This is a genomic window from Corynebacterium sp. HMSC072A02 (assembly GCF_001810085.1).
GTDB lineage: Bacteria > Actinomycetota > Actinomycetes > Mycobacteriales > Mycobacteriaceae > Corynebacterium > Corynebacterium hesseae.
Genome location: NZ_KV799840.1, coordinates 1 through 21,453 on the forward strand (window position 1 = coordinate 1; position 21,453 = coordinate 21,453).

A 21,453-nucleotide genomic window follows, 5' to 3' on the forward strand; every position below is an offset into this window, starting at 1 on the left:
ATATCAGGTGTCTACCAAACAGGGGTCAGGTCCTATCGCGGACAAAGCCACCTACCACAGGTCATCGACGCCATGTTTAATACAGACCAGCTCGAAGCGGAGTCCAAGCGCCTAGACGAGAAAATCCGCGCTCTTGCCAGCGAGATTGAATCATTGGTTGCAGAAAATCAGCGGGTAGCGCAAGACCAGGACCAATACCTCGCCCGCTACACCCAGCTAGAAGCGCGATACCAGAAAACCCTGGGCCGCAAACAAGCCATCGAGGCCGAGATTGCTGCCAAGAGTGCCAAGGCCACTGCGATCAAAACCGCCTACACCCAGTTGGCCGACAAGCCCATCCAGCATTTTCAACCATCCCAGTGGACAGCGCTTATCGACCATGCCGTTATCGGAGCCAACGAGATCCAGTTCGTCTTCAGAATCGGCACTGAAATCACCGTGCCTATTGCTAGCAGGCTGCCAGTTTCTTCCACTTCCTGATTTTGGTGCGAAACGTCGTAAATGGCGCGACGGTGTTGATATGCACCCATTTCCACACCGGCCACGCCGACGGGGTGGAAGAAGCCCACGCACGCTGACCCGAACTAAACAATTCTGATTCGGTTAGACCGCCCACCATTTTGACTATCTCACCAAGCAGGATCTTGAACCTGTCGATCAAATCCTCAGTAGATACCTGCTCCCAGCGTTGGTAGAACGATTCATACAATCCGCCCAGTTGATTCCACTTAAAACCAGGTGCCGGAGTCACCACGTCAAGACCGGCTTGTTCGTCACGTTCCCAGCCGAGCAGTAATTCCATCCAGCCAAGCTGGTAGGCGATCATCTGCCGGGGCGTGCGGTCAACACCGTCAACCAGCCGGTCCCAACCATCGCCAGGAACGCCTACGAACTCGCCGATAAAAAGTTCGCCACGCTTAGTAATCTCTGCGGCTAGTTCATCGCCGGACGCATACGATCTCACCACACACCTCCTCGTGAAACGGCCTTAGGTTTAACGCTTCGTTAGCGCGTTAAACCCTGAATACGCATTTTACTAGGGCAAACAAGATACCCGCTAACGCAAAACCCAAACCCGCTAACGCAAGCGATTTTTCACACCCCCCTAAGCGATACTCGCTAACGCAAAAGGGTACTTATCAAATCCGACGTCTAAGTGGAGCCGCCTGCGAGAATCGAACTCGCGACCTTCTCATTACGAGTGAGATGCTCTACCGACTGAGCTAAGGCGGCACGATGCAGTGTGTATATGCACCGCCTGAGAGTTTAGCCTAGGCCTGGGCTGATAAAGAAATCGGGCTATCACCTGTAGTGTGCACGCAGCACACGTGCTGGTTAGCGCGCGCCACAGGCCAGGCGCAGGCGGCCCACCATGCCGTCGAAAGCCACCTGCGGGGTGACGTTCTGCGGCAGCTGCTCGCGGCAGGTGCGGATAGCGGACTGGGCGGCCAGCAAGCCGTCTTCGCTCACGCGCTGGGCAAGTTCGCCCGCCAGGCCCGCGAAGTCCGGGTGGGTCATCTCCACCTCAGCGCCGACTTTCAGCATGAGTGCATCGCGGTAAATACCGGCGAGATCCACGAGGGCGATGTCGAGGCCATCGGAGATGCGTCGTTTAGCGCGCTTCTTGTGAAGCTCCTCCATGTCCTTCAGGGCACTGCGGGCGTCGCGTTGCGCCTTGGTCGCGCCCTTGCCCTTGGCGCCGACGCCGAAGGATTGTTCAATCTTGGAGCGCTCCGCCTCCTCCGCCGCCGCGTGGGAGTCCTTGGCTTCCTTCTCAATGAACTTCAGCAGCGCTGTGACGGATTGAAAGGCCTGGGAGCCGTGGAAGACGTCTTCAGCCAGGTTGATGGCCATGGCGCGGCGCTTCTGCGCGGCGGGCTCGTTGACCAGGTGTCGCGCACGGCCCACGTGGCGCAGGGTGGTCACGGCGGCCAGGCGCGCGTCATCCTCGCTAGCGCCTTCGGCGACGAGCTGCTTGACGACGCCCTCCACACTCGGCGCCGGAATATAAAGGTGACGGCAGCGCGAGCGCAGCGTGACCGAGAAGTCCTCCGGGTCCTCCGAGGGCGCCACCATGATGATGACGGTGCGCTCCGGGGGCTCCTCCACGGTTTTGAGCAACGCGTTGGCGGCCTCATTGCGCAGGCGATCGGCCTTGTTGAAGATGACCACGCGCCACGGCGCCACGCTCGGCAGGCTGGCCGCGCGCCCGATGACGTCACGGGCCTCGCCCACGGTGATGAACTGCTCCTGCGGATCCACATAGACCAAGTCGGTGTGCTCTTGATTGTCCAGGACGCTTTGGCAGGAGGGGCAGCGCCCGCAGCCGGGGTTGCCGTTCTCATCGGCGGACGTACACATGAGCGCCGCGGCAAAGCACTGCGCGGCCAGCGAACGGCCGGCACCGGGAGGGCCGGTAAAAAGCCAGGAGTGGCTCATCGCTCGCGAGTCGCCCTCACCGCGAGCCGCGCGAGCAGCACTGAGGATGGTGTGGGAGACGGAGGGGGCGTCGGCAAGCCTTTCGGCAACGCTGGAGGTGTTCACTCGCCCTAGCCTACTGGGATAACTAGAGTTGTTAATCATGAACAGACTGATGCGTGGCGCCCGCTGGTTATGGGGTACTCAATGGCCGATGTACGCCGCGCTCGTCCTTGGAGCCAACATCATCGGCGCCATTGCGATCATGACCTTCGTGGTCTTCTTTCTCCCCATGCCGGAGATCTCCGATTTCATCGCTCACACGCCCCACCTGTGGACCTACGGCACGCTGTTCGTGACCTTTGCGGTCATCATCGGCATAGCGGTAACACTTCGGCTTTTCAGGCCGGTGTTGGACTGGCAACGCAGCCCCGATGACCATGATCCCAACATGGTGCGCAACCTGGTCCTGCGCATCCCGCTCTACCAGGCCGGTGTGGCCGCGGGCGTGTGGCTGCTGGGCATCATCTTGGCAGTGGTGCTGGCAGGCCAGCACTCGGCGCGGCTGGCCGTCGTGGTCGGTGTTTCTGCTGCATTGGCCGGCGGCCTCATCGTGCTGTTGACGTACTTGCAGGCGGAGCGCCTCGTGCGCCCCGTGGCTGCGGAGGCCGTGGCCCGGCGTTTCGAGGATTCCACCTTGGAGCCGCCGATTAAGTACCGCCTGCTTTCCACCTGGATGATGACCTCCGGCATCCCGCTCATCGGCATCGTGCTTGTCCTCATGGGGCAACAGGCAGGCCTGTTTAGCCCTGAGACCTCAGACATCATGCCGGCCATCGTCGCGCTGACCGTTACCGCGCTGGGCACCGGGCTCATGGGCACCATGTTCGCGATGATGAGCGTGGTCGATCCCATCATTGAGCTGCAGGACGCCATCAACCGCGTACGCCGCGGCGAGAGTGACGTCCAGGTGGACATCTACGACGGCTCCGAGCTCGGCGTTCTTCAGGCCGGATTCAACGAGATGATGCGCGGCCTGCGTGAGCGCCAGCGCGTGCGCGATATTTTCGGCCGCTATGTCGGTGCCGAGGTGGCACAGCGCGCCTTGGAGGAACGCCCGGAGCTGGGCGGCGAGGACCGCAAAGTGGCCGTGCTGTTTATCGACGTCATCGGCTCCACCACCTTCGCCGTCAACCACACCCCGGAAGAAGTGGTGGAGGAGCTCAACAAGTTCTTTGAGCACGTCGTTGAGGTGGTGCACCGGAACAAGGGCATCATCAACAAATTCCAGGGTGATGCCGCCCTGGCCGTCTTCGGTGCCCCGCTGACGGTCTACGATGCCAACTCCATGGCCTTGCAGGCCGCCCGCGAGCTTCGCCAGGAACTGCGCGGGCTGCGGCTGCAGGCCGGCATCGGCGTGGCCGCGGGCCACGTGGTGGCCGGGCACATTGGTGGTGCGGATCGCTTCGAATACACCGTCATTGGTGATGCCGTCAACGAAGCCGCCCGTCTCACCGAACTGGCCAAGGACACCCCGGGCCAGGTGCTCACCAACTCCGCCACGCTGCGCGGCGCCAACGAGGCGGAGCAAGCGCGCTGGACGCTGATGAAGTCTATTGAGCTGCGCGGGCGCCGCCGCATGACGCAGCTGGCGCGCCCGATTCGCCCGACCTTGGCGGAACGCGCTCTCGGATAAATAAGTTTTTGTGGTTCTGGTAGCTTGGGGCCATGCCTCATCAGCCACACCAGCCCCATCCGGCACGCCAGAATTCGAGTCCTCGCCTCCTCGTCCCCGATGTCGCCCGCGGCATGGCCCTGCTGGGCATCGCGCTGGCTAATGTCTGCACCGCGTGGATTATGAACGACGGCGATGGCCCCGATGCTTATTTCGGCGGCGTCGATACCCTCGCGGACGAAGTCTATGTGGTCTTTTCCGCCATGTTCGTGCACGCGCGCGGCCTGCCGATGTTCTCCACGCTTCTCGGCTTTGGCGTGGGGCTTATCGCGATGAGCTTGTGGCGCCGCGGCTTCCCGCTGCGGCGCGCGCAGGCCGTGTTGGCACAGCGCTATGGATTTCTGGCTTTATTCGGTGCCCTCCACTGCCTCTTCCTCTTTTCCGGCGACATCATGCTGCTCTACGGCGCCATGGGCATGCTCATTGCGTTGCTGCTTACTTTAACCGACAAGCTCCTGATGCGCGTGGCCTACGGGTTCTGTGCGCTACTGGTTGTGACGGGTATCGGAATGGGCGTTGGGGCCACGCTTGTCGATACGTCGGAGTTTGATCTCAGCGGCTTCACCGCCGCCGAATCCTACTGGGAGCTGCTGGGTGAACAAGCCATCATGGTCGGCGCCCAAGCTTTTTCCGTTCCCCTGACGGGAGCCTTGGTCCTTCCGGTGATGCTCGTAGGTTTCGTGTGGGCGCGCCGCGGAACCTTGGCCGGGGGCCATCGGCGCGAGCTGTGGGCGTGGACCCTTTTGGCCCTAGCCATCATCCTCTTCCTCGGGCTGCCCTGGGGCTTGTCCACGATTGGGGTGCTGGACCCAGCGCTAGCAGAACCCCTCAACGCGGCAAATAGCTGCATCGGCATGCTCACCGGGCCGGGCATCGTGGCGGGGGCAACACTCGCCCTAGAACCCCTGCAGCGCCGTGGTGCGCGCCCGTGGTTCCTGTGGCCACTCATCGCGCTCGGTAAGCGCTCCATGACCGGCTACGTGCTGCAGTCCGTGTTCTTCCTGGCGCTGGTCTACCCCTTCACCCTCAACATTGGCCCCGAGTTCAGCGCCGCGGGCCAGGCAGCGTTGGCCGCCGGCGTGTGGCTGGCAACGCTTCTCATAGCCTGCGCGCTCGAGGCCGCAGGCAAGCCCGGCCCCTTCGAGTGGGTGCACCGCCGCTTGTCCTATGGCAAGACGATGCGCCCGGAATTAGGTGCTGCGCCTAACCGCGGCCCTTCCGCGCCAGCCCATCCACCAGCAGCACCAGGCCTACCGTCTGTGCCGCCGACTGCGCCGCATCCAGGCCCCGGCCACGCAGGCCCGCATCCTGGCGCTGCTCAGCCGGGTTCAGGACCGTCAGCGCCTCAGAAGCCAGAAGCAGGTTGGCGCCGTGGCTCAGGCCCTGCGTAGATTCGGCAGCACGCAGGGCTGGGTCACCAGCTAGCGCGGAGAGCGCGGCCGCCGGGATTCCGGCCACAGCCGTGGCGAGGCGCTCACCTCGGGTGCGCGAAAGCGCAAGGCCCGCAGCCCACGCGCCGGCGCGCAGGCCCCAACCCAGCGCATCGTTGCGCGCACCGCGCAGCGCCCACGCGAAGGATGCGTATTGCACGCTCACGCACGTCACGCCGAACGTCGTTGGTGCGCTGCGCTTGGCGGCTTGGCCAAGCGAGGCGGCGACGAGCCCCACGCGGGTCTCCAGTGCGCAATCCGGGCGCAGGGCCAACAGCACGGGTACAGCGGCGGTAGTGACCGTGCCGAGCGTGCGCCAGTTAAACAGGCGTGACCAGACGGCAGTCTCCCCCGCGGCGAGCGCGCCGAGGGTGAGGTGATCGCGGCCAGCAAAGGCCGGGCCCACCGCGCGCAGGAGAGCCTCGGTGCCTTCCTGGGTACGGTCCAGCATGTCGCGCGCGAAACTCTCCAGCGTGAGCATGGCCTATCTACTTCCTGCGCGATCCGGCCTTGACCACGTTCTTCGTGCCCGGCGAAGGCTTCTTCGTGGCCTTCTTGCTCGACTTCTTCGTAGCCTTCTTCGTCGACTTCTTCGCCCCACCGTTCGCGGCGTCCTTGGCGCGGCGCTCGGAGAGGAGCTCGTTCGCGCGGGCGTCGGTAAGCTGCTCCGGATCGTCACCACGGCGCAGCGAGGCATTCGTGGTGCCGTCGGTGACGTACGGGCCAAAGCGGCCGTCCTTAACCGTCATCGGCTTGCCGGAGACGTCGTTGTCACCCAGCTGCTTAATCGGCGGCTGCGCGGCCGCGCGGCCGCGGCGCTTCGGCTCCGCGTAGATGCGGCGCGCCTCATCCAAGGTGATGGAGAAGATCTGCTCCTCCTTGGCCAAGGAACGGGAATCCTTGCCCTTCTTCAGGTACGGGCCATAGCGGCCGTTCTGCGCGGTGATGACCTCGCCGTCCGAGGGGTCCACGCCCACCTCACGCGGCAGGCTCAGCAGCTTCAGTGCTTCCTCCAGCGTGACGCTGGCCGGCTCCATCGAAGCAAAGAGTGAGGCAGTGCCCGGCTTCAGCTTCTCCTCGACGTACTCAGCAATGCGCTTTTCCTTCTGCTTCGCCGCGGTCTTGGTCTCCCAATTCTTGGCACGCTTGCCCTCGGCCGCGCGCTGGGCGTCCTCGGCGGCGCGCTCCTCTTTAACGATCTCCTCGGCTTCGGCCTCGGCCTTCTCGCGCTCGTCGTCACGCACCTGCTCGGTCACGTACGGGCCGAAACGACCCTCCTTGGCCACGATGGTGCGTCCGTTTCCCGGGTTCTGGCCCAGCTCGCGCCCGCCCTGCGGGGTGGCAAAGAGCTTCTCCGCCAAAGCCTCGTTGAGCTCATCCGGGGTGACCGTCTCCGAGAGGTTGGCGCGTTGGTACTCCACCGTACCGTCCTCGTTGGTGCCCACGGCGCGTTCGATATACGGACCGTAGCGGCCCACGCGCACGAAGACATCGCGGCCTTCCGCGTCGGTGTACAGGCGCAGGGAGTTGACCTGGCGGGCATCGATGGCCTCCAGGTTGATGTCCACCAAGGACTTCAGGCCGCCGTGGCGAGCAATAGATGCGGCCTTGCGCTCGCCGGCCTCCGTGTTGCCGAAGTAGAAGTTATTCAGCCAATCCGTGCCGTTCTCCGAACCGGCGGCAATAGCATCGAGCTCATCCTCCATGGAGGAGGTGAAGTCATAATCCACGAGCTCGGTGAAGTTATTCTCCAGCAGGCCCACAACCGCGAAGGCAACCCACGAGGGCACCAGCGCGTTGCCGCGGGAGAGCACGTAACCGCGGTCCTGGATGGTCTTGATGATGGAGGCGTACGTCGACGGGCGCCCGATGCCCAAATCTTCCATCTTCTTGACCAAGCTGGCCTCGGTATAGCGCGCCGGCGGGTTGGTGGAGTGGCCGTCGGCAGTAACCGCGGACGTCTTCAGCGTGTCGCCCTCGTTCAGGTGCGGCAGGCGGGACTCTCCCTTTGAGTCCTTCGCCGCCACGTCCTCGTAGGCCTTGAGGAAGCCCGGGAAGGTAATCGTGCGGCCGGTGGCGGAGAAGTCAGCGTCGTGGCCGCCGGCGTTGACCGCCGCGGTCACCTTCATCGAGGTTCCCTTGGCGTCAGCCATCTGGCAGGCCACGGTGCGCTTCCAAATCAGCTCGTAGAGCTTGTACTCCTCGGCGTCGAGCTGCCCGGCCAGCTGGCCCGGGGTGGCAAAACGCTCGCCGGCGGGACGGATGGCCTCGTGGGCCTCCTGGGAATTCTTCACCTTGCGGTCATACCGGCGCGGTCCATCTGAGACGAACTCCGCGCCGAAGATGGAGGAGGCAGCCTCACGCGCAGCATCCAGGCCCTGCTTGGACAGGGAGGTCGAGTCGGTACGCATATAGGTGATGTGACCGTTCTCGTAGAGGCGCTGCGCAATGCGCATCGTGCGCTCCGAGGTGTAGTGCAGGCGGCGGCCAGCCTCCTGCTGCAGCGTCGAGGTCATAAACGGCGCGGAAGGCTTGCGCGAATAAGGCTTGTGTTCAACGCTAGCCACGGTCATGGTGGAGCCTTCCAGCGCACTGGCCAGCTGCTCCGCCTGGGCCTGCTTGACGACGACCACCTCGTCGCTCTTCAGCTGACCCCTATCGTTGAAGTCGCGGCCCGCGGCCACGCGCTTGCCGTCGAGGGCGCTCAGGCGCGCGTCGAAGTCCGGCGTGGATTTCAGCGTTGCCGTGAGATCCCAATACTCGGCGGGGATGAATGCCATGCGCTCGCGCTCGCGCTCGACGATGACACGGGTGGCCACCGACTGCACGCGGCCAGCCGACAGGCGCGGCATGACCTTCTTCCACAGCACCGGGGAGACCTCGTAGCCATAGAGGCGGTCCAGGATGCGGCGGGTTTCCTGGGCGTCGATGAGATTCTCATCAAGCTCACGGGTGTTTTCCGCTGCCTCCAGGATGGCGGACTTGGTGATCTCGTTGAAGACCATTCGGCGCACCGGCACCTTGGGCTTGAGTACTTCCAGCAGGTGCCAGGCAATGGCCTCGCCCTCGCGGTCGGGGTCTGTTGCGAGGTAGAGCTGGTCGCACTGCTTCAGCTTGGCCTTGAGGTCAGCGACCTTCTTCTTCTTGTCCTGGCTGATGACGTACAGCGGGGTGAAGTTATCCTCCGGGTTAACACCGAGGCGCGCCCAGGATTCCTTCTTATATTTGGCGGGGACGTCGGCGGCGCCGCGGGGAAGGTCCCGGATGTGGCCGACGGAGGCCTCAACAATGTACTTATCGCCGAGGTAAGGCTGAATCTTCTTCGCCTTGGTTGCTGACTCGACGATGACCAGGGTCTTCCCCGGGCCGGTAGCTTCTGCCACTTCGACTTCATCCCTTCCGATGGCTAGTCCTCTGCTGGGCAATTGCCCCTAGAGTACACAGATAGAGGCTTACTCTAGTTATTCAGGCCAGTTCACGTCCACACAACCGGGGGTCTATACTGGCCGTCCGAGGATTCGCCTCACAGCACACAACTGGGAGACAGCGTGATTGCGTCTATTACTGCATGGTTCGAGGTCATCATGGCCACACAGTGGATTTATCCGCTGGTGGGTTCACTGATTTTCCTCGACTGCTTCTTCCCCGTTTTGCCTTCGGAGGTTCCCCTCAACATGGTGGGCGCCTGGTCTGGCTCCCAAGGTTTTCCCCATCTTCCCACCATGTTTTTCGTCGCCATGGTTGCCGCAATTTTGGGGGATAACTTGTGCTTCCTCCTGGGAACGCGGCTCATCGCCCTTATTAATAGAGCCCAAAAGGGAACGAAGGCTTATGACGCCTTAACGTGGGTCAAGCGTAATATTCGGCGCAGCGGCGGCGCGGCCATCATCATCGCGCGCTTCATCCCCTCGGCCCGCCTGTTTATGACGATTCTGCTGGGCTCCATGCGCTATCCCTGGCCGCTGTTTTTCTTCTTCGACACCTTCGGTGTCCTGTTGTGGGTGGCGCAGGCGCTAGCCATTGGCTACCTCGGCGGCGTGGCCTTCTCCGGCTCACCCGCGATAGCCATGCTCATTTCCATCATCGCCGCCATCATCATCGGCTTCGGCCTGCAAAAGGGGCAGAATAAGCTGCTGGAATGGTGGGATACCCGGCGCGGCTACGCCGAGTCCCCCTAAACCACCTCGACGTTGGTGGCCTGCTGGCCTTTAGCGTCTTCCCCAATCTCAAAGGAGACGCGCTGGTTATCTTCGAGGGTGCGGAAGCCGGTTCCTTGGATTTCGGTGTAGTGCACGAAGATGTCGCCGGAGCCGTCCTCCTGCTCAATGAAGCCGTAACCTTTTTCGGCGTTGAAGAACTTGACGGTACCGTATGCCATGATGAGTTGTCCTTTGCGGAAATAAAGTAGTGCAAACTAGTGCACCAGTGTGCCACGTTTGGGCACCTACAGCAGATTAGTGGAGGCAAGCGTGAGTGAGAACCCTCTGGGTGAGGAGCTCGTCGAGCACCTTGTTGAGTGTTTCCCCGAGTCCGAGCTAACGCACTCCACCACCCTGCCTGCCCAACCAGCACGCTATGCCGAGTGGCCCGAGTGGGTCCTGCCGGAGTTGCGGGAGGCGTTGGAGGAACGAGGCGTCGCCAAGCTCTATGCCCACCAGGTCGCCGTGGCACAGGCCGCGTGGGAGGGGCGTGATGTGGTGGTCTCCACCGGCACGAGTTCCGGAAAGTCCCTGGGTTACCGTTTGCCCATTCTGTCCCGTCTGGCGCAGGACCCGACCGCGTGCGCGCTCTACATCACGCCGACGAAGGCGCTGGGTTCGGACCAGCTGCGCGCGGTGCTGGAGTTCACGCAGGGCATCGCTGCGCTTCACGACGTCCACCCCGCCCCCTACGACGGTGATACCCCCACCGAAGCCCGTGCCGGTATCCGCGATCAGGCGCGGTTTATCTTCTCCAACCCAGACATGATTCATTCTTCTCTGCTGGGCGCACACCAGCGGTGGGCGCGGGTGCTGCGGCACTTGAAGTTCATCGTGATTGATGAGGCGCACGCCTACCGCGGGGTTTTCGGGGCGAACGTGGCGCTCGTGGTGCGGCGTTTGCTGCGGCTGTGCGCACACTACGGTTCGCGGCCGGTGGTGATTGCGGCTTCGGCGACCATGCGGGATCCCGCCCGGCATGCCGCACGGCTGACGGGGCGCGAGTTTCTCCCTGTAACCGAGGATGGCGCGCCGACGGGCGCGCGGACGGTCGCGCTGTGGGAACCGGGCTTCATGGAAGGCATCGAAGGGCAGAACGGCGCCCCCGTGCGCCGCGCCGCCACAACGGAGGCGGCCTGGATGATGGCCGCGCTCGTGGCGCAGGGCGCTCGAACGTTGACCTTTGTGCGCTCGCGGCGCGCGGCAGAGACCACCGCGCTGCGGGCAGCAGAAGAGCTCTCCGGGAGGCTGGGCCGGCCGGATTTCGCGCGCCGGATTGCCGCCTACCGCGCGGGGTATTTGGCCGAAGACCGTCGCGCGCTGGAACAGGCGCTGGACGATGGCTCCTTGCTCGGCGTGGCCACCACCTCAGCTTTGGAGCTAGGCATCGACGTCGGCGGCCTCGATGCCGTGGTCACCGCCGGGTTCCCAGGTACCGTCGCTAGTTTTTGGCAGCAGGCCGGACGCGCGGGCCGCCGCGGCCAGGGCTCACTGGTGGTGCTGGTGGCCCGCGATGAACCGATGGACACCTACCTGGTTCACCACCCGGAAGCGCTCTTGGGCCGGCCGGTGGAGGCCAGCGTGTTCAACCCCGCCAACCCCTACATCCTGGGCGGGCACGTGTACTGCGCGGCGGTGGAGAAGCCGCTAAGCGACGCCGACGTGGCCGCCTTCCGCGCCGAATCCGTGGTCCACGACCTAGCCCAGCGGGGCTTGCTGCGCCGACGCCCGCAGGGCTGGTTCGCCGCTCCCCTGCCGGCTGGCTCAAGCGAGCTCACCCCGGAGACCGCGCACACAGCCGTCTCGCTGCGCGGCGGTTCGGGCGAGGAAGTCATGATTGTGGATTCCTCCGATGGCCGCCTGCTGGGCACCATCGATTCAGCCCGCGCGGTAAGCCAGGTGCATCCCGGCGCGGTGTACCTGCACCGTGGCGAGAGCTTCGTCATCGAGGAACTTCACCTCGGCGGAGGCGATGGTTCGGCGTCCGCCGAACCGGGCGTGGCCCTCGCCGTGCCAAAGGCCCCGGACTACACCACGCAGCCGAAGTCCACGACGGATATCCGCATCCTGAGCGAGGCCGATGACCTGGTGAACTACGCCCCCGGCCTATGGGTGGCCAGCTTGGAGGTTGAGGTGACCGATAAGGTCACCGGCTATCAGGTACGGCTTCCCGATGGCTCCGTGGGCGAGGATATCCCCCTTGACTTGCCGGAGCAGCGCCTGGTGACCCGGGCGGTGGCCTACACCATCGATCCGCTGGCACTCGCAGCGATGGGAGTCACCGCCGGGCGCACCCCGGGCACCCTCCATGCAGCTGAGCACGCCGCCATTGGGTTGCTACCGCTCATTGCCACCTGCGACCGCTGGGACATTGGTGGCGTGTCCACCGCGCAGCACGCCGATACGGGCTTGCCCACGGTCTTCGTCTACGACGGCCACCCCGGCGGCGCCGGCTTCACCGAGGAAGGTTTCCGCCGCTTCCCCGAGTGGATCAAGGCCACCTTTGAGGCCGTGCGCTCCTGCCCCTGCGAGTCCGGCTGCCCGTCGTGCGTGCAATCCCCCAAGTGCGGCAACGGCAACAACCCTTTGGACAAGGCAGGCGCCATAGCTCTCCTCGGTGCGTTGGTCACCATGACCTCTTAGACCGGACCAGCGCGGGCGATGGCGCTGCGCCCGCGCAGCCGGGCAGTAACCTCAACGTCGCGCCCATCGATGTCGCAGGAGCCGAGTTCCGCGCCGTTGAGCGCGGCAATCTCTGTGGCCTTCGTGCAGGCGTCCCTGCCCTTGGCCACCTCCCACGCACCGGCCACGGCGGCGAGGTCCGCCGCCACCTGTGCTTCGTGCCGCGCTACAACGAGTGAAGCAACTGCCGCAACCGCCAGCAACAGAGAAGCCACCGCGGCGATGATCCCGGCGGTGACGACGGTGGCATAGCCCTCCTCCCCCGCCAGGATCCTTCCCCAACTACGCTGACGACGCCTCATGGCTGCGCCCCGTTGTTCCCACCCGCTGCCATCTCCGCGGGAAACACCGCCTGCGCGCGCATAGTCCCCAGCGGTGCCGGCACGGCGGCCTCAGCGGTCATAAGCCCGGAGCCTTCGCTCACGTTCACCGTCACTCCATCGCGCTGAAAGTCCACGCCGATGGCGGCGGAGCGGGCTGCAGCGCCCGCGGCGTCAACGGCAGCGAGGTGGGCCGACAGCGTGGCGATGCCACCCACGATTCCCGCGGCAACGATGACGAGTGCGGACAGCGACAATGCGGCCTCAATGGTGACGGAGCCGGCGTCATCAAGCGCGCGCATTAGCCTGGGGTGTTGGACAGGGCGTCGGTGATGATGGACGTGATAGCGCTGGTAACTTCGCCACCATTGACCACGGCATAGAGCACCGCGGCAAGCGCTGCGGCCGCGAGCGAACCCATGGCATATTCTATCGTGGACATACCATCATCATTCGCTAATAGTAACTGGTAGTTTACTTTTTTCTGCATGATTTACCTAGCTTTCTTTTACTGTGTTTGTGTCGGTTGTGCGTTCTGAAAATGGTTGATTGTTCTGACTTAAAAGAGTTGCTGGCCCAAGCTGATAAGGACAGGTATCAACCCAAGGACCAGGAATGCGGGAAGGAAGCACACTGCCAGCGGTGCTGCGATGAACACACCAGCGCGCTCCGCCCGCGCGGTAGCTTGTGCCGAGGCTTCGGCACGCAGCTGCGCCACCAACCGGTGGCACCCCGTAGCCATGGCCGCGCCCGATTCGCCAGACAGCTGCGTAAGCCGCACCAGTTCTTCCAAATGCGGCTGACTGGCCAGCGCAGACCACGCGGTACTCATGGGAACCCCCACCCCGATGAGAGCGGCCGCCTCCGACCACTGCGGTGAGGCTTCAGCGACGGCTAGCACAGCACTGCGCGTGGAGAGACCGGCCTCTAGGCACGCGGCGAAGAGCTCCAGGTCGCTGGCAGCATCGAGCGGACTATAGTCCACTTCGGGACCATCGCGCGGCGTCTTCGGGCGCGGTGTGCGCGAGCCCGACTGGGCTATTCGTCCAGACGGTGCAGCAGAGGTAACAGCGAGTGCCGCAGCCATGAATGCAGCGGAGATATACGTCAAGACCATCACTGCGCCGCCTTTCGCAGAATGAGGCGCGACCAGGCGAATCCGGCGCAGACGAGGGCCACGCCGACGTCGAGAAGCACGCCCCCAAGGCCACCACCGAGCAAGAACCCCAGGGAATCCGCGCCCATCGCCCCACCCATAAGGATGCCCGCCAGCGGCAGGCACGCCAGGATGACCGCGGTGGCCTGTGGCCCTTGCAAGGAGGCCGCGGTCTCACCGGCATGGCGGCGCGCGGTATCCAGCTGGCTTTGAGCCTGCTCAATGAGGTTCGCCAACGCCACGCCATGGCGCCCCGAGAGCGTCAGCAGCGCTGCATAGCGGGCCACCTCTGGCGCCGTGAGAGCAACCGCAGGCGAACCTCCTTGTGCCGCGAGACCCGCCGCCGTGCTCAACGCGGCGCGGAGATTCTCCGGGGTGGAGTCTGGAAGGGCGTCGGCGCCCCGGCGAAGCGCTCCCGCCGTTGTCGATCCCGCCCGCAGCTCGGCGGCAACAGAACCGAAGTAGGAGGCGAGCGCCTCCGAGCCACGGCGCTCACGCCGGGAGGCTGCCAGGTCATTGGCAAACCACAGCGCACAGGCCACAATGCAGCCCACCGCCACCACAACAGTGGGCCTGCCGAAGAAGACACAGCACCCGACCCCGAGGAAGAGCGCCCCGGGTGCCAGCGAGCGAGGCTTCGACGATTCCAGCCGCGCCACCGAAGCAGGCTGCGAGAGCAAACACGCCGCCGCGAGGAATATCCACATCATGGTTCCACCCCCAGCCGCGAGCACAGCTGCGCAAACCCGGGAAGCGGGCCGTCTTCGGCCGTCCACACCAGCTGCGGTGTAACTGGGTTTCCCTCGAGCACGCCAAGGTGCGCTAGCCGACGCCCCTGCGGTGTGCGCTCCATCCCGAGGACCACATGTACCGCAGCCGCCAATTGCGAGTGCAGCGCCACGCGGTCGAGCCCGCCGAGAGCGGCGAGGGCCTCCATGCGGGCGGGCACTTCATCAACAGAGTTGGCGTGCACGGTGCCCGCACCACCATCGTGCCCGGTGTTGAGCGCGGCAAGCAGTTCCACGACCTCCGCGCCGCGGATTTCGCCGACGACGATGCGGTCCGGGCGCATGCGTAGCGCTTGGCGGAGAAGGAGCGACATGGAGATCTCGCCGCGCCCTTCCGCGTTGGCCCGGCGCGATACCAGGGTCACCACGTGCGGGTGATTCGGGGAAAGCTCCGGAGTGTCCTCGATGATGAGCAAGCGCTCGGTGGCGGGCACGCACCCCAGCAAGGCGGCGAGCAACGTCGTCTTGCCGGAGCCGGTTCCACCAGTGACTAGGAAGGATGCCCGCCGCTCAACCACGGCGCGCAGGACGTGCTCCAGGCTGGAATCAATGCTGCCATTAGCTATCAGTTCCTCCAGGCTGGTTTGCGCTTGGCGCAGCACGCGGAGGCTGATACAGGTTCCACTTGCCGAAGGAGGAGCAAGCAACGCGTGGAGGCGAATTCTCGTGCCATCTGGGCGAGTCAGGCGCCCATCGGCAAAAGGTTGCGCATCATCCAGCCGCACTCCCGCCACCGCAGCCAGCCGGGTGGCCAGCTGGCGAACCTCGGCGTCGTCGGCAAAGCCAATATCGCGTGGCTGCAGGCCCTGCCCGCAATCGACGAAACAGGAATCAGGGCCGTTGACAACAACATCGGTCAACCCCGGCAGTGACAGGACCGGCTCCAGCAGTCCCAAGCCCACGGAATCGTGGCGCAAGCGTTGCAGGAGGTCGAGCACGTCGACATCGCTGATGACTCCGGCTTCCTGGCGAATGCGCCGCGCCAAAGCCGAGGCGTCATGGGCCAGCTGTGGCTCGGAGGCCACGATGGTGCGCATCGTATCGATCAGGTTCATGCCACGACCTCCCACATCTGGCGCGCGACACGAGCTAGAGCTCGGGGCAACTGGCGCGGCAGCCCACTAGTTTCCACCGTGCGGGTTAGACCACGGATGGTGGGCAACTCAGCGATGGGATCCGCGTGAGTCACCGTGGCAATATCGCTGGCATCCAGGCCCGCCCACTGGCGGTTGCGCACGACGACGGAGCACTCCTGCGGCCGGGCACGAAGCTCTGCCACCAGCTGCGCGCAGGCGGCGGCCGCCCGCACCTCTGCAGCGGTCAGCACCACCACGTGATCCGCCGCATCGGGGATATCCCACGGCGGACAATCCACCACCACTGTTCCTGGGTATAAACACGCAGCTTGCATGATGGCCGCGCGCCGGGCAGCACTCATCTGCACCACCTCTGCGCTGGCAGACCTCGCCGCGGAAAGAACCGCGATGCCATCCGAGGTGGCGGGCAAAGCACGGACAAGGTCTGCTGCATCAACCGAACCGGTCCCCGCCGCAAGATCCGGCCACCGCGCACCGGGCTTGTTCTCAATGCCGGTGAGCAAATCGAGGCCGCCGGAATAAGGGCTCGCATCAACGAGGAGATCCGCGCCCGCCTCGCGGGCCAGAGCCACCGCCACGGTCGAGGCACCCAAGCCCCCAGCGGAACCAGTCACCGCCAGGGTTAAACCGGTGGACACGGTGGTCTCCGGAGTGGCGTCTGCTGCCAGTGCGCCCAGGAGCTCTTTCGATTGGGCGGGCACGATGAAGGCGGCCGTCGCGCGGCAGCACAGCGCGGCCTCATAATCGATGGGCCCCGGATCCAAGGCCAAGAAATACACCCTCGGATGCCCCGCCACGAGACGAGCCGTCAGCGAATCAGCCAAGACGGCATCCGCCTTGGGCAGGTGCCGGGAGAAGTCCCGCGGGTCCTCCACGGTGCTCACTTCCGCAGTACTGGCAGCGGCTGCGGATGCCGCCTCTGCTCGCAGCGTGGAATCCCCGACGGCGATAACTAGGTGAAACGTGCTCATGCCTGAAGCATGCGCGAGCGCACCTACCACGCGCTAGGGCTTCCTCACCACCTGTGGATAACTTCGCCATTGTGGCGTCTTCCGCACCCATTTTACTGACGCTTGAACAAAATTACCGGGGCTCACGTACAAAAACTCACAGGAAACCGTGCTTCCACGATCCTTAGAATCCGCCATTAAGAGTCAAAAGCAAATACCCCCGAGCCACGCTCGAGGGTATCGCAATAAGTGCGGTAAAGAATGGCTTGGTTAGCCATAAAACTCGGGTAGTAAGTCTGAGACTAAGCCCGAGGGGCGCTTGCTTTTAGCCTGCGGCTATGGCGTTCAGCGCCTCACCTAAGAGTATCGTTGGCGCTTCAATTCTGTCAATGACCTCTCATGGCTTGTCTCAATCTTCAAAAGTGGTGTACGGCAGTCACCAAAATGACTCTCGCCTAATGCGGCCGCAATGCCCTTCGAAAGCCGGGCCTTTGGCGAACGATCTTCCAAGAAAGCCTCCAACCCCACGTCTTCGATCTTTTTTCGCGCATGGAAAACCGAACTAGCAAGCAGATCTGCCACCTGTAGTGCCGGACAAGTCCGAGAATCCAGACTAACGGCCGTTGCAAACCGCTTATTTCCAAATCGATTGTTGAGAGAGTTCACTAGAGTGTCTCCGTAGGAAACCCCTACTGGGACATCAATGTGGTCGAGCATCACCACCCCAACTTCACGACGAGTAACCAGACCCCGCAGCAGCCGATCTGTCGCGAACAAATGCCCCTGCCACTGTTCTCGACTACTCCACGGATCGAAATGCCTCTTGTCCAAAACAAAAGCTCCGAACGTGCACCCCGAGCTTATCGCTGTTCGAAAAACATCAAGCAAAATCGGCTCAGAGTGCTTAGTAACTTTCGAGAACTTAATCTCGTCAGCCTTTGTGAAGTTATTCCGCTCACGACATGCCTTGATCTCCCGCGAAAGGAAATCAGGATCCTTCGTGCGCACAGACGCAACAACGAAATGCTTACCTAACGTGCCTTTACTTCCGGCTTCATCTACAAAGTAGACGGCACTTTCTGCAGCAAGCGGCAAACTCACCTGAGGAGGACCTGATCCCTTTTGGTGAGAAAATGAATTTGCTCGATAGCTTGTCACAGCTGAGAGTATATCGCCGTGCTAGGACATCAAATATGTCTCAGCTCGATGGCCACAGACGAGCCCGGTATTTAAAAAGGTGATGGCCCGCGCCTCGGGGGGGTGTGCGCGGGCCATCGGTAACCCGGCATCGGGGGGTGCGCCGGGGCAGGCCGCACTGTATATCGGGGCCTTGCACCTGACATTATGACATGGGAAAGAAGAGATGACAACAGCGAACGACAAGATTCCTTGAGATTTCTGGCAATCTCTTTAGATACTCCCGATTCTGCCTGCTAAGGGGCTACGATGAGCAGGGTAACTCGCACACAAACGGCAGGCCCTCGATGACCGGTACCCCTTTTCCCTCTCACGGCACCACTCGCGCAGCCGCGTTCTTCGACTTGGACAAGACGATTATTGCCACATCCTCGGCATATGCCTTCGGCCGCGAATTCATGCACAACGGGCTCATCACGCATGCAGAAGCACTACAGCTGTCTTTAGCCAAGGCCAGCTATATGCTCGCCGGCCACAGCAGCGAGCACATGGACACCACCCGCGATCAGCTCGCCGCCATGGCCGCCGGCTGGTCCGTCCAGGAGGTCCACGACATCGCGGTGGAGACCATGCACACCGTGGTCACCCCTGCCATTTACGCGGAGGCACGCGCGCTTATCGACGCCCACCGCGCCGCCGGCCACGAGGTGGTGATCATCTCGGCGTCGGCAAGCGTACTGGTCGAGCCCATCGCGCAGGAGCTGGGCATCGAGCACGTCGTGGCCACCGAGCTCGCCGAGGAAGACGGCCGGTTCACCGGGGAGATTCTGTTTTATTGCAAAGGTGCCGCAAAAGCTGAGGCACTGGCGCGCATTGCTCAGGAGCTCAACGTCGACCCCGACGCATCCTTTGCCTACTCCGATTCCGCCACAGACATCCCGATGCTGGAGCAGGTTGGCCACCCCGTGGCCGTGAACCCAGACCGCCTGTTGAAGAAGCACGCCATCACCCACGACTGGAAAATTCGCACGTTTAAACACCCCGTTCCGCTCTTCACCGCACCCAGCGCACGCGAATTCGGTATCGGCTCGGCGGTCGTGGCCGGCATCGCAGCCTTAGTCGTCGGCGGGATTTTATTTGCACGGCAGCAGCTGCGCGATTAGGCCGCTTGCGCGATGCCGTCGGCTTCGCGGGCGCCGGCCTCCCAGGCGTCGAAAAGCAGCGTGATAAGTGCGGCCGGATCCTTGTCGTAGGTGTCCAGTGCCGCGCGGTAGTCCGCGCGATGACGGTTGAGGTAGGTCTCAGGCACGGCGAATCCCCGCGGATCGAAGCCCGTATGGATAGCGGCAGTGCGAGCGGCGACGAGCGCCACGGCGGTGCTGCGCGCACCGAACAGCGAGCGCGCAGCAATCTCCGCGTGCAGCACCACCGGCAATAAACGGTCGAAATCCACGCCGGCTCCACGCGTGATGAGCTGTGCCAGCGCCTGTGCCACCGCTGGGTTCTGATCGGGATGACCCACACCGCCCGCTGCCACATCGATACTGGCCAAGATCTGCAGCGGGGCCCGCGCGAAGGTGCGCACCGTAGCCGCCTGTTTTTCGGGAGCAAGGAGGGAATAAGCGCTGACTGCGGGCGGGATACCGTCAGCCTCAAGCGGCGCGCCGTCGATCGCCGCGGCCGCCCGCGCACCGCGCAACAGCGACTCGGAAGAAATAACGTCAAACTTGCGCAAGCCCGCGGGGCGGCGGTGCACGCGCGCAATCGCTGCGGCGGCAGAACCGGCTTTATCCTCCACCCCAGATAGGGCCATCAGCGGGGTCAGCGGGTCAGAATGCGGCATACCCATTACAATAACGCCGTACCCACTTTGCGGGCCGCACCACATGAACTCTGGAAAGTTCATTACTATGGCCGATATAGATTGCGACAAAACAGTAGGAGTTTTTAACCGTGAGCAACGACGGACTATTCACTGACGGGTCCAACAAGTTCGCCCCGAAGGTAGACGGCATTCCCTTGAGCGATGCAGATACCTCCCGCCGCGGCGAAGCATCCATCGGCCAGCTCGTATCCAACGCCACCGAACAGATGTCCCAACTGGTTCGCTCCGAGGTCGAGTTGGCTAAGACCGAGCTCGCCGCTTCCGCAAAGAAGGGTGGCATCGGCGCGGGCATGTTCGGCGTTGCCGGTACCGTGGCGCTGTATAGCTCCTTCTTCTTTTTCTTCTTCCTGGCGGAGCTGCTGTCCAAGTGGCTCGACCGCTGGGCAGCCTTCCTGATCGTCTTCCTGCTCATGGTGGTCATCGCCGCCGTCGTGGCCTTTATCGGTTTCAAGCAGGTCAAGCAGGTCAAGGCCCCGGAGAAGACCATCGAGTCCACGAAGGAACTCAAGAAGCTGGTTCCGGGTAAGGCTGAAAAGTCCATCGAGCGTGGCCTCTACACCTAAACCTTTAAGGTCCTTTTAACTCTCCCGCCCCGAGCACATGCGTTCGGGGCGGATTTCGTCTGTGTACCCTTCTCACGAAAGGCCCGCCCATGAATCCCCTACCGCCCTCCGTAGTGGAGCTTGACGGCCCCTTTGAGCACGAGTTCCTGCACACGCGCGGCATCCGCCTCCACGCGGCTACCGCCGGCAACCCGGATGACCCGCTGGTGCTGCTCCTCCATGGATCTTTCGGCGGGTGGTTCGACTTCCGGAATGTCATTGCCCCGCTTGCCGCCGCAGGCTTCCACGTCGCCGCCCTCGACATGCGCGGTTTTGGCATGTCCGATAAACCACCGCTCGAACCCGGCCAGGATATCCGCGTGGCGGTTGGTGATGTCAGCGGTGCCATCCGCGCATTAGGCCATGACGACGCCTACCTGGTGGGCGCGGATACCGGTGGTGCGGTGGCGTGGGCGCTGGCTACCGAGCGGCCCGAGCGGGTACGCGGGCTGGTATCTGTTTCGGCGGCACACCCAGCTGATCTCCGCCGCGCCATCGCCGCGCGCCCCTGGGATTTTGGGTGGGTTCTCCTGCGCGCGGCCTTGTGCCGACTGGGAAAGACTGGCGCCCCGAGCCTCCTACTGAGAGAGTCCACGTACCTCCGGGAGATGGATCTCGACGCCCTCGGCTCCTTCAGCGGCGCCGAGCGGGAGGAGGCGCTGCGCCTGCGCGTGGCTTCCTCGCACATCGGAAACGTCCGCCGCGGAATCATCTGGAATCACCGACTGCGCACCGCCGTCGTTCCGCTCAGTTGGCTCGAACTCACAGTTTCTTGCCCCACCCTGTTTATCCACGCAGATCAGATGCTCTGGCGGCCAGTTGCGCGGCGGGCGGCGCGGCGCTGCCGTGCGGGTTTCACCGCCACCACTATCCCCGAGTCCAAGAACCTGCCCTATCTTGAGAACCCGCATGGTTTTACTCAGACCATCGTTCACTGGATGCGAGATAGGTAACATTCACCATGCCTCCGTGCCCCACCCCTCTCAGGGGGATGGGACTTTTTTAACTCGTTGACAAAACCGCAGGTTAAGAAAGAATACCTACCGCTCTATAG

General features: G+C 63.4%; 20 protein-coding genes, 1 tRNA gene and 1 pseudogene. 8 read left to right on the forward strand and 14 right to left on the reverse strand.

Translation table 11 applies throughout. The annotated features are described in order from the left end of the window. Window positions 1-480 (forward strand): annotated as a pseudogene (locus tag HMPREF2698_RS04620) (DNA recombinase); the annotation flags it as partial. On the opposite strand, the gene HMPREF2698_RS04625 reads toward HMPREF2698_RS04620, so the two are convergent. The 3 genes from HMPREF2698_RS04625 to HMPREF2698_RS04635 form a co-directional block, all read right to left on the reverse strand. Next, a complete protein-coding gene (locus tag HMPREF2698_RS04625; protein WP_034969882.1) occupies window positions 449-964 on the reverse strand; it encodes a ClbS/DfsB family four-helix bundle protein in 516 nt (171 codons plus the stop codon). The pseudogene HMPREF2698_RS04620 and the gene HMPREF2698_RS04625 sit on opposite strands and share 32 nt — an antisense overlap. Before the next feature lie 193 nt (window positions 965-1,157). Continuing rightward, window positions 1,158-1,233 (reverse strand) — tRNA-Thr (locus HMPREF2698_RS04630). A gap of 102 nt (window positions 1,234-1,335) precedes the next feature. Beyond that, on the reverse strand, window positions 1,336-2,583 hold the full coding sequence (locus HMPREF2698_RS04635) for a DNA polymerase III subunit delta' (protein ID WP_083303788.1): 1,248 nt from the start codon (window positions 2,581-2,583) through the stop codon (window positions 1,336-1,338). Between HMPREF2698_RS04635 and HMPREF2698_RS04640 the strand changes: the two genes are divergently transcribed. Together HMPREF2698_RS04640 and HMPREF2698_RS04645 are read left to right on the forward strand one after the other, a co-directional pair. Next, a complete protein-coding gene (locus HMPREF2698_RS04640) occupies window positions 2,582-4,114 on the forward strand; it encodes an adenylate/guanylate cyclase domain-containing protein (RefSeq protein ID WP_070511233.1) in 1,533 nt (510 codons plus the stop codon). The two genes, HMPREF2698_RS04635 and HMPREF2698_RS04640, sit on opposite strands and share 2 nt — an antisense overlap. Window positions 4,115-4,146: 32 nt before the next feature. Continuing rightward, window positions 4,147-5,544: a DUF418 domain-containing protein gene (locus HMPREF2698_RS04645; protein ID WP_083303789.1), complete on the forward strand. Its 1,398-nt coding sequence runs from the start codon at window positions 4,147-4,149 to the stop codon at window positions 5,542-5,544. Between the two features lie 527 nt (window positions 5,545-6,071). Here the strand turns inward: HMPREF2698_RS04645 and topA are convergent. Next, on the reverse strand, window positions 6,072-8,966 hold the full coding sequence (gene topA, locus HMPREF2698_RS04650) for a type I DNA topoisomerase (protein WP_070562503.1): 2,895 nt from the start codon (window positions 8,964-8,966) through the stop codon (window positions 6,072-6,074). Window positions 8,967-9,167: 201 nt separating this feature from the next. Between topA and HMPREF2698_RS04655 the strand changes: the two genes are divergently transcribed. Beyond that, window positions 9,168-9,761: a DedA family protein gene (locus HMPREF2698_RS04655; RefSeq protein WP_154736787.1), complete on the forward strand. Its 594-nt coding sequence runs from the start codon at window positions 9,168-9,170 to the stop codon at window positions 9,759-9,761. On the opposite strand, the gene HMPREF2698_RS04660 is transcribed toward HMPREF2698_RS04655, so the two are convergent. After that, window positions 9,758-9,961: a cold-shock protein gene (locus HMPREF2698_RS04660; protein ID WP_010189920.1), complete on the reverse strand. Its 204-nt coding sequence runs from the start codon at window positions 9,959-9,961 to the stop codon at window positions 9,758-9,760. The two genes, HMPREF2698_RS04655 and HMPREF2698_RS04660, sit on opposite strands and share 4 nt — an antisense overlap. A 91-nt stretch (window positions 9,962-10,052) precedes the next feature. On the opposite strand from HMPREF2698_RS04660, the gene HMPREF2698_RS04665 reads away from it, so the two are divergent. Beyond that, entirely contained in the window at window positions 10,053-12,425 is a 2,373-nt protein-coding gene (locus HMPREF2698_RS04665; RefSeq protein ID WP_070562505.1) for a DEAD/DEAH box helicase, read from the forward strand. Here the strand turns inward: HMPREF2698_RS04665 and HMPREF2698_RS04670 are convergent. The 8 genes from HMPREF2698_RS04670 to HMPREF2698_RS12910 all read right to left on the reverse strand — a co-directional run bounded on the left by HMPREF2698_RS04670 (window position 12,422) and on the right by HMPREF2698_RS12910 (window position 17,933). Further along, window positions 12,422-12,766 (reverse strand): Rv3654c family TadE-like protein, encoded by a 345-nt coding sequence (locus HMPREF2698_RS04670; RefSeq protein ID WP_070524110.1) that lies wholly within the window; start codon window positions 12,764-12,766, stop codon window positions 12,422-12,424. The genes HMPREF2698_RS04665 and HMPREF2698_RS04670 overlap by 4 nt on opposite strands. Next, window positions 12,763-13,086 carry a hypothetical protein gene (locus HMPREF2698_RS04675; RefSeq protein WP_070524107.1) on the reverse strand — a complete coding sequence of 108 codons (324 nt, stop codon included), beginning with the start codon at window positions 13,084-13,086 and terminating at the stop codon, window positions 12,763-12,765. Before HMPREF2698_RS04675 ends, HMPREF2698_RS04670 begins: the two co-directional genes overlap by 4 nt. Next, on the reverse strand, window positions 13,086-13,274 hold the full coding sequence (locus HMPREF2698_RS04680; RefSeq protein ID WP_070524105.1) for a DUF4244 domain-containing protein: 189 nt from the start codon (window positions 13,272-13,274) through the stop codon (window positions 13,086-13,088). Before HMPREF2698_RS04680 ends, HMPREF2698_RS04675 begins: the two co-directional genes overlap by 1 nt. A gap of 69 nt (window positions 13,275-13,343) precedes the next feature. Further along, a complete protein-coding gene (locus HMPREF2698_RS04685; protein WP_070524103.1) occupies window positions 13,344-13,901 on the reverse strand; it encodes a type II secretion system F family protein in 558 nt (185 codons plus the stop codon). After that, window positions 13,901-14,650, reverse strand: coding sequence for a type II secretion system F family protein (locus HMPREF2698_RS04690; protein WP_070531757.1), 750 nt, complete (start codon window positions 14,648-14,650; stop codon window positions 13,901-13,903). The genes HMPREF2698_RS04685 and HMPREF2698_RS04690 overlap by 1 nt, the downstream gene beginning before the upstream one ends. After that, entirely contained in the window at window positions 14,647-15,783 is a 1,137-nt protein-coding gene (locus HMPREF2698_RS04695) for a TadA family conjugal transfer-associated ATPase (RefSeq protein WP_070531760.1), read from the reverse strand. Before HMPREF2698_RS04695 ends, HMPREF2698_RS04690 begins: the two co-directional genes overlap by 4 nt. Next, a complete protein-coding gene (gene ssd, locus HMPREF2698_RS04700) occupies window positions 15,780-16,796 on the reverse strand; it encodes a septum site-determining protein Ssd (protein ID WP_070531773.1) in 1,017 nt (338 codons plus the stop codon). The genes HMPREF2698_RS04695 and ssd overlap by 4 nt, the downstream gene beginning before the upstream one ends. Before the next feature lie 336 nt (window positions 16,797-17,132). Next, window positions 17,133-17,933, reverse strand: a complete 801-nt coding sequence (locus HMPREF2698_RS12910; protein ID WP_141748925.1) for a DUF3800 domain-containing protein — start codon at window positions 17,931-17,933, stop codon at window positions 17,133-17,135. Window positions 17,934-18,259: 326 nt separating this feature from the next. Between HMPREF2698_RS12910 and HMPREF2698_RS04710 the strand changes: the two genes are divergently transcribed. Continuing rightward, window positions 18,260-19,075 (forward strand): HAD family hydrolase, encoded by an 816-nt coding sequence (locus HMPREF2698_RS04710; RefSeq protein WP_070524094.1) that lies wholly within the window; start codon window positions 18,260-18,262, stop codon window positions 19,073-19,075. On the opposite strand, the gene HMPREF2698_RS04715 is transcribed toward HMPREF2698_RS04710, so the two are convergent. After that, window positions 19,072-19,761, reverse strand: coding sequence for a type III PLP-dependent enzyme domain-containing protein (locus HMPREF2698_RS04715; protein ID WP_070531776.1), 690 nt, complete (start codon window positions 19,759-19,761; stop codon window positions 19,072-19,074). The genes HMPREF2698_RS04710 and HMPREF2698_RS04715 overlap by 4 nt on opposite strands. Window positions 19,762-19,865: 104 nt before the next feature. Here HMPREF2698_RS04715 and HMPREF2698_RS04720 point away from each other — a divergent pair, with 104 nt between their 5' ends. Together HMPREF2698_RS04720 and HMPREF2698_RS04725 are read left to right on the forward strand one after the other, a co-directional pair. Next, window positions 19,866-20,360, forward strand: a complete 495-nt coding sequence (locus tag HMPREF2698_RS04720) for a phage holin family protein (RefSeq protein WP_070531763.1) — start codon at window positions 19,866-19,868, stop codon at window positions 20,358-20,360. Window positions 20,361-20,449: 89 nt separating this feature from the next. Further along, window positions 20,450-21,352, forward strand: a complete 903-nt coding sequence (locus HMPREF2698_RS04725; RefSeq protein WP_070562508.1) for an alpha/beta fold hydrolase — start codon at window positions 20,450-20,452, stop codon at window positions 21,350-21,352. Window positions 21,353-21,453 lie beyond the last annotated feature (101 nt).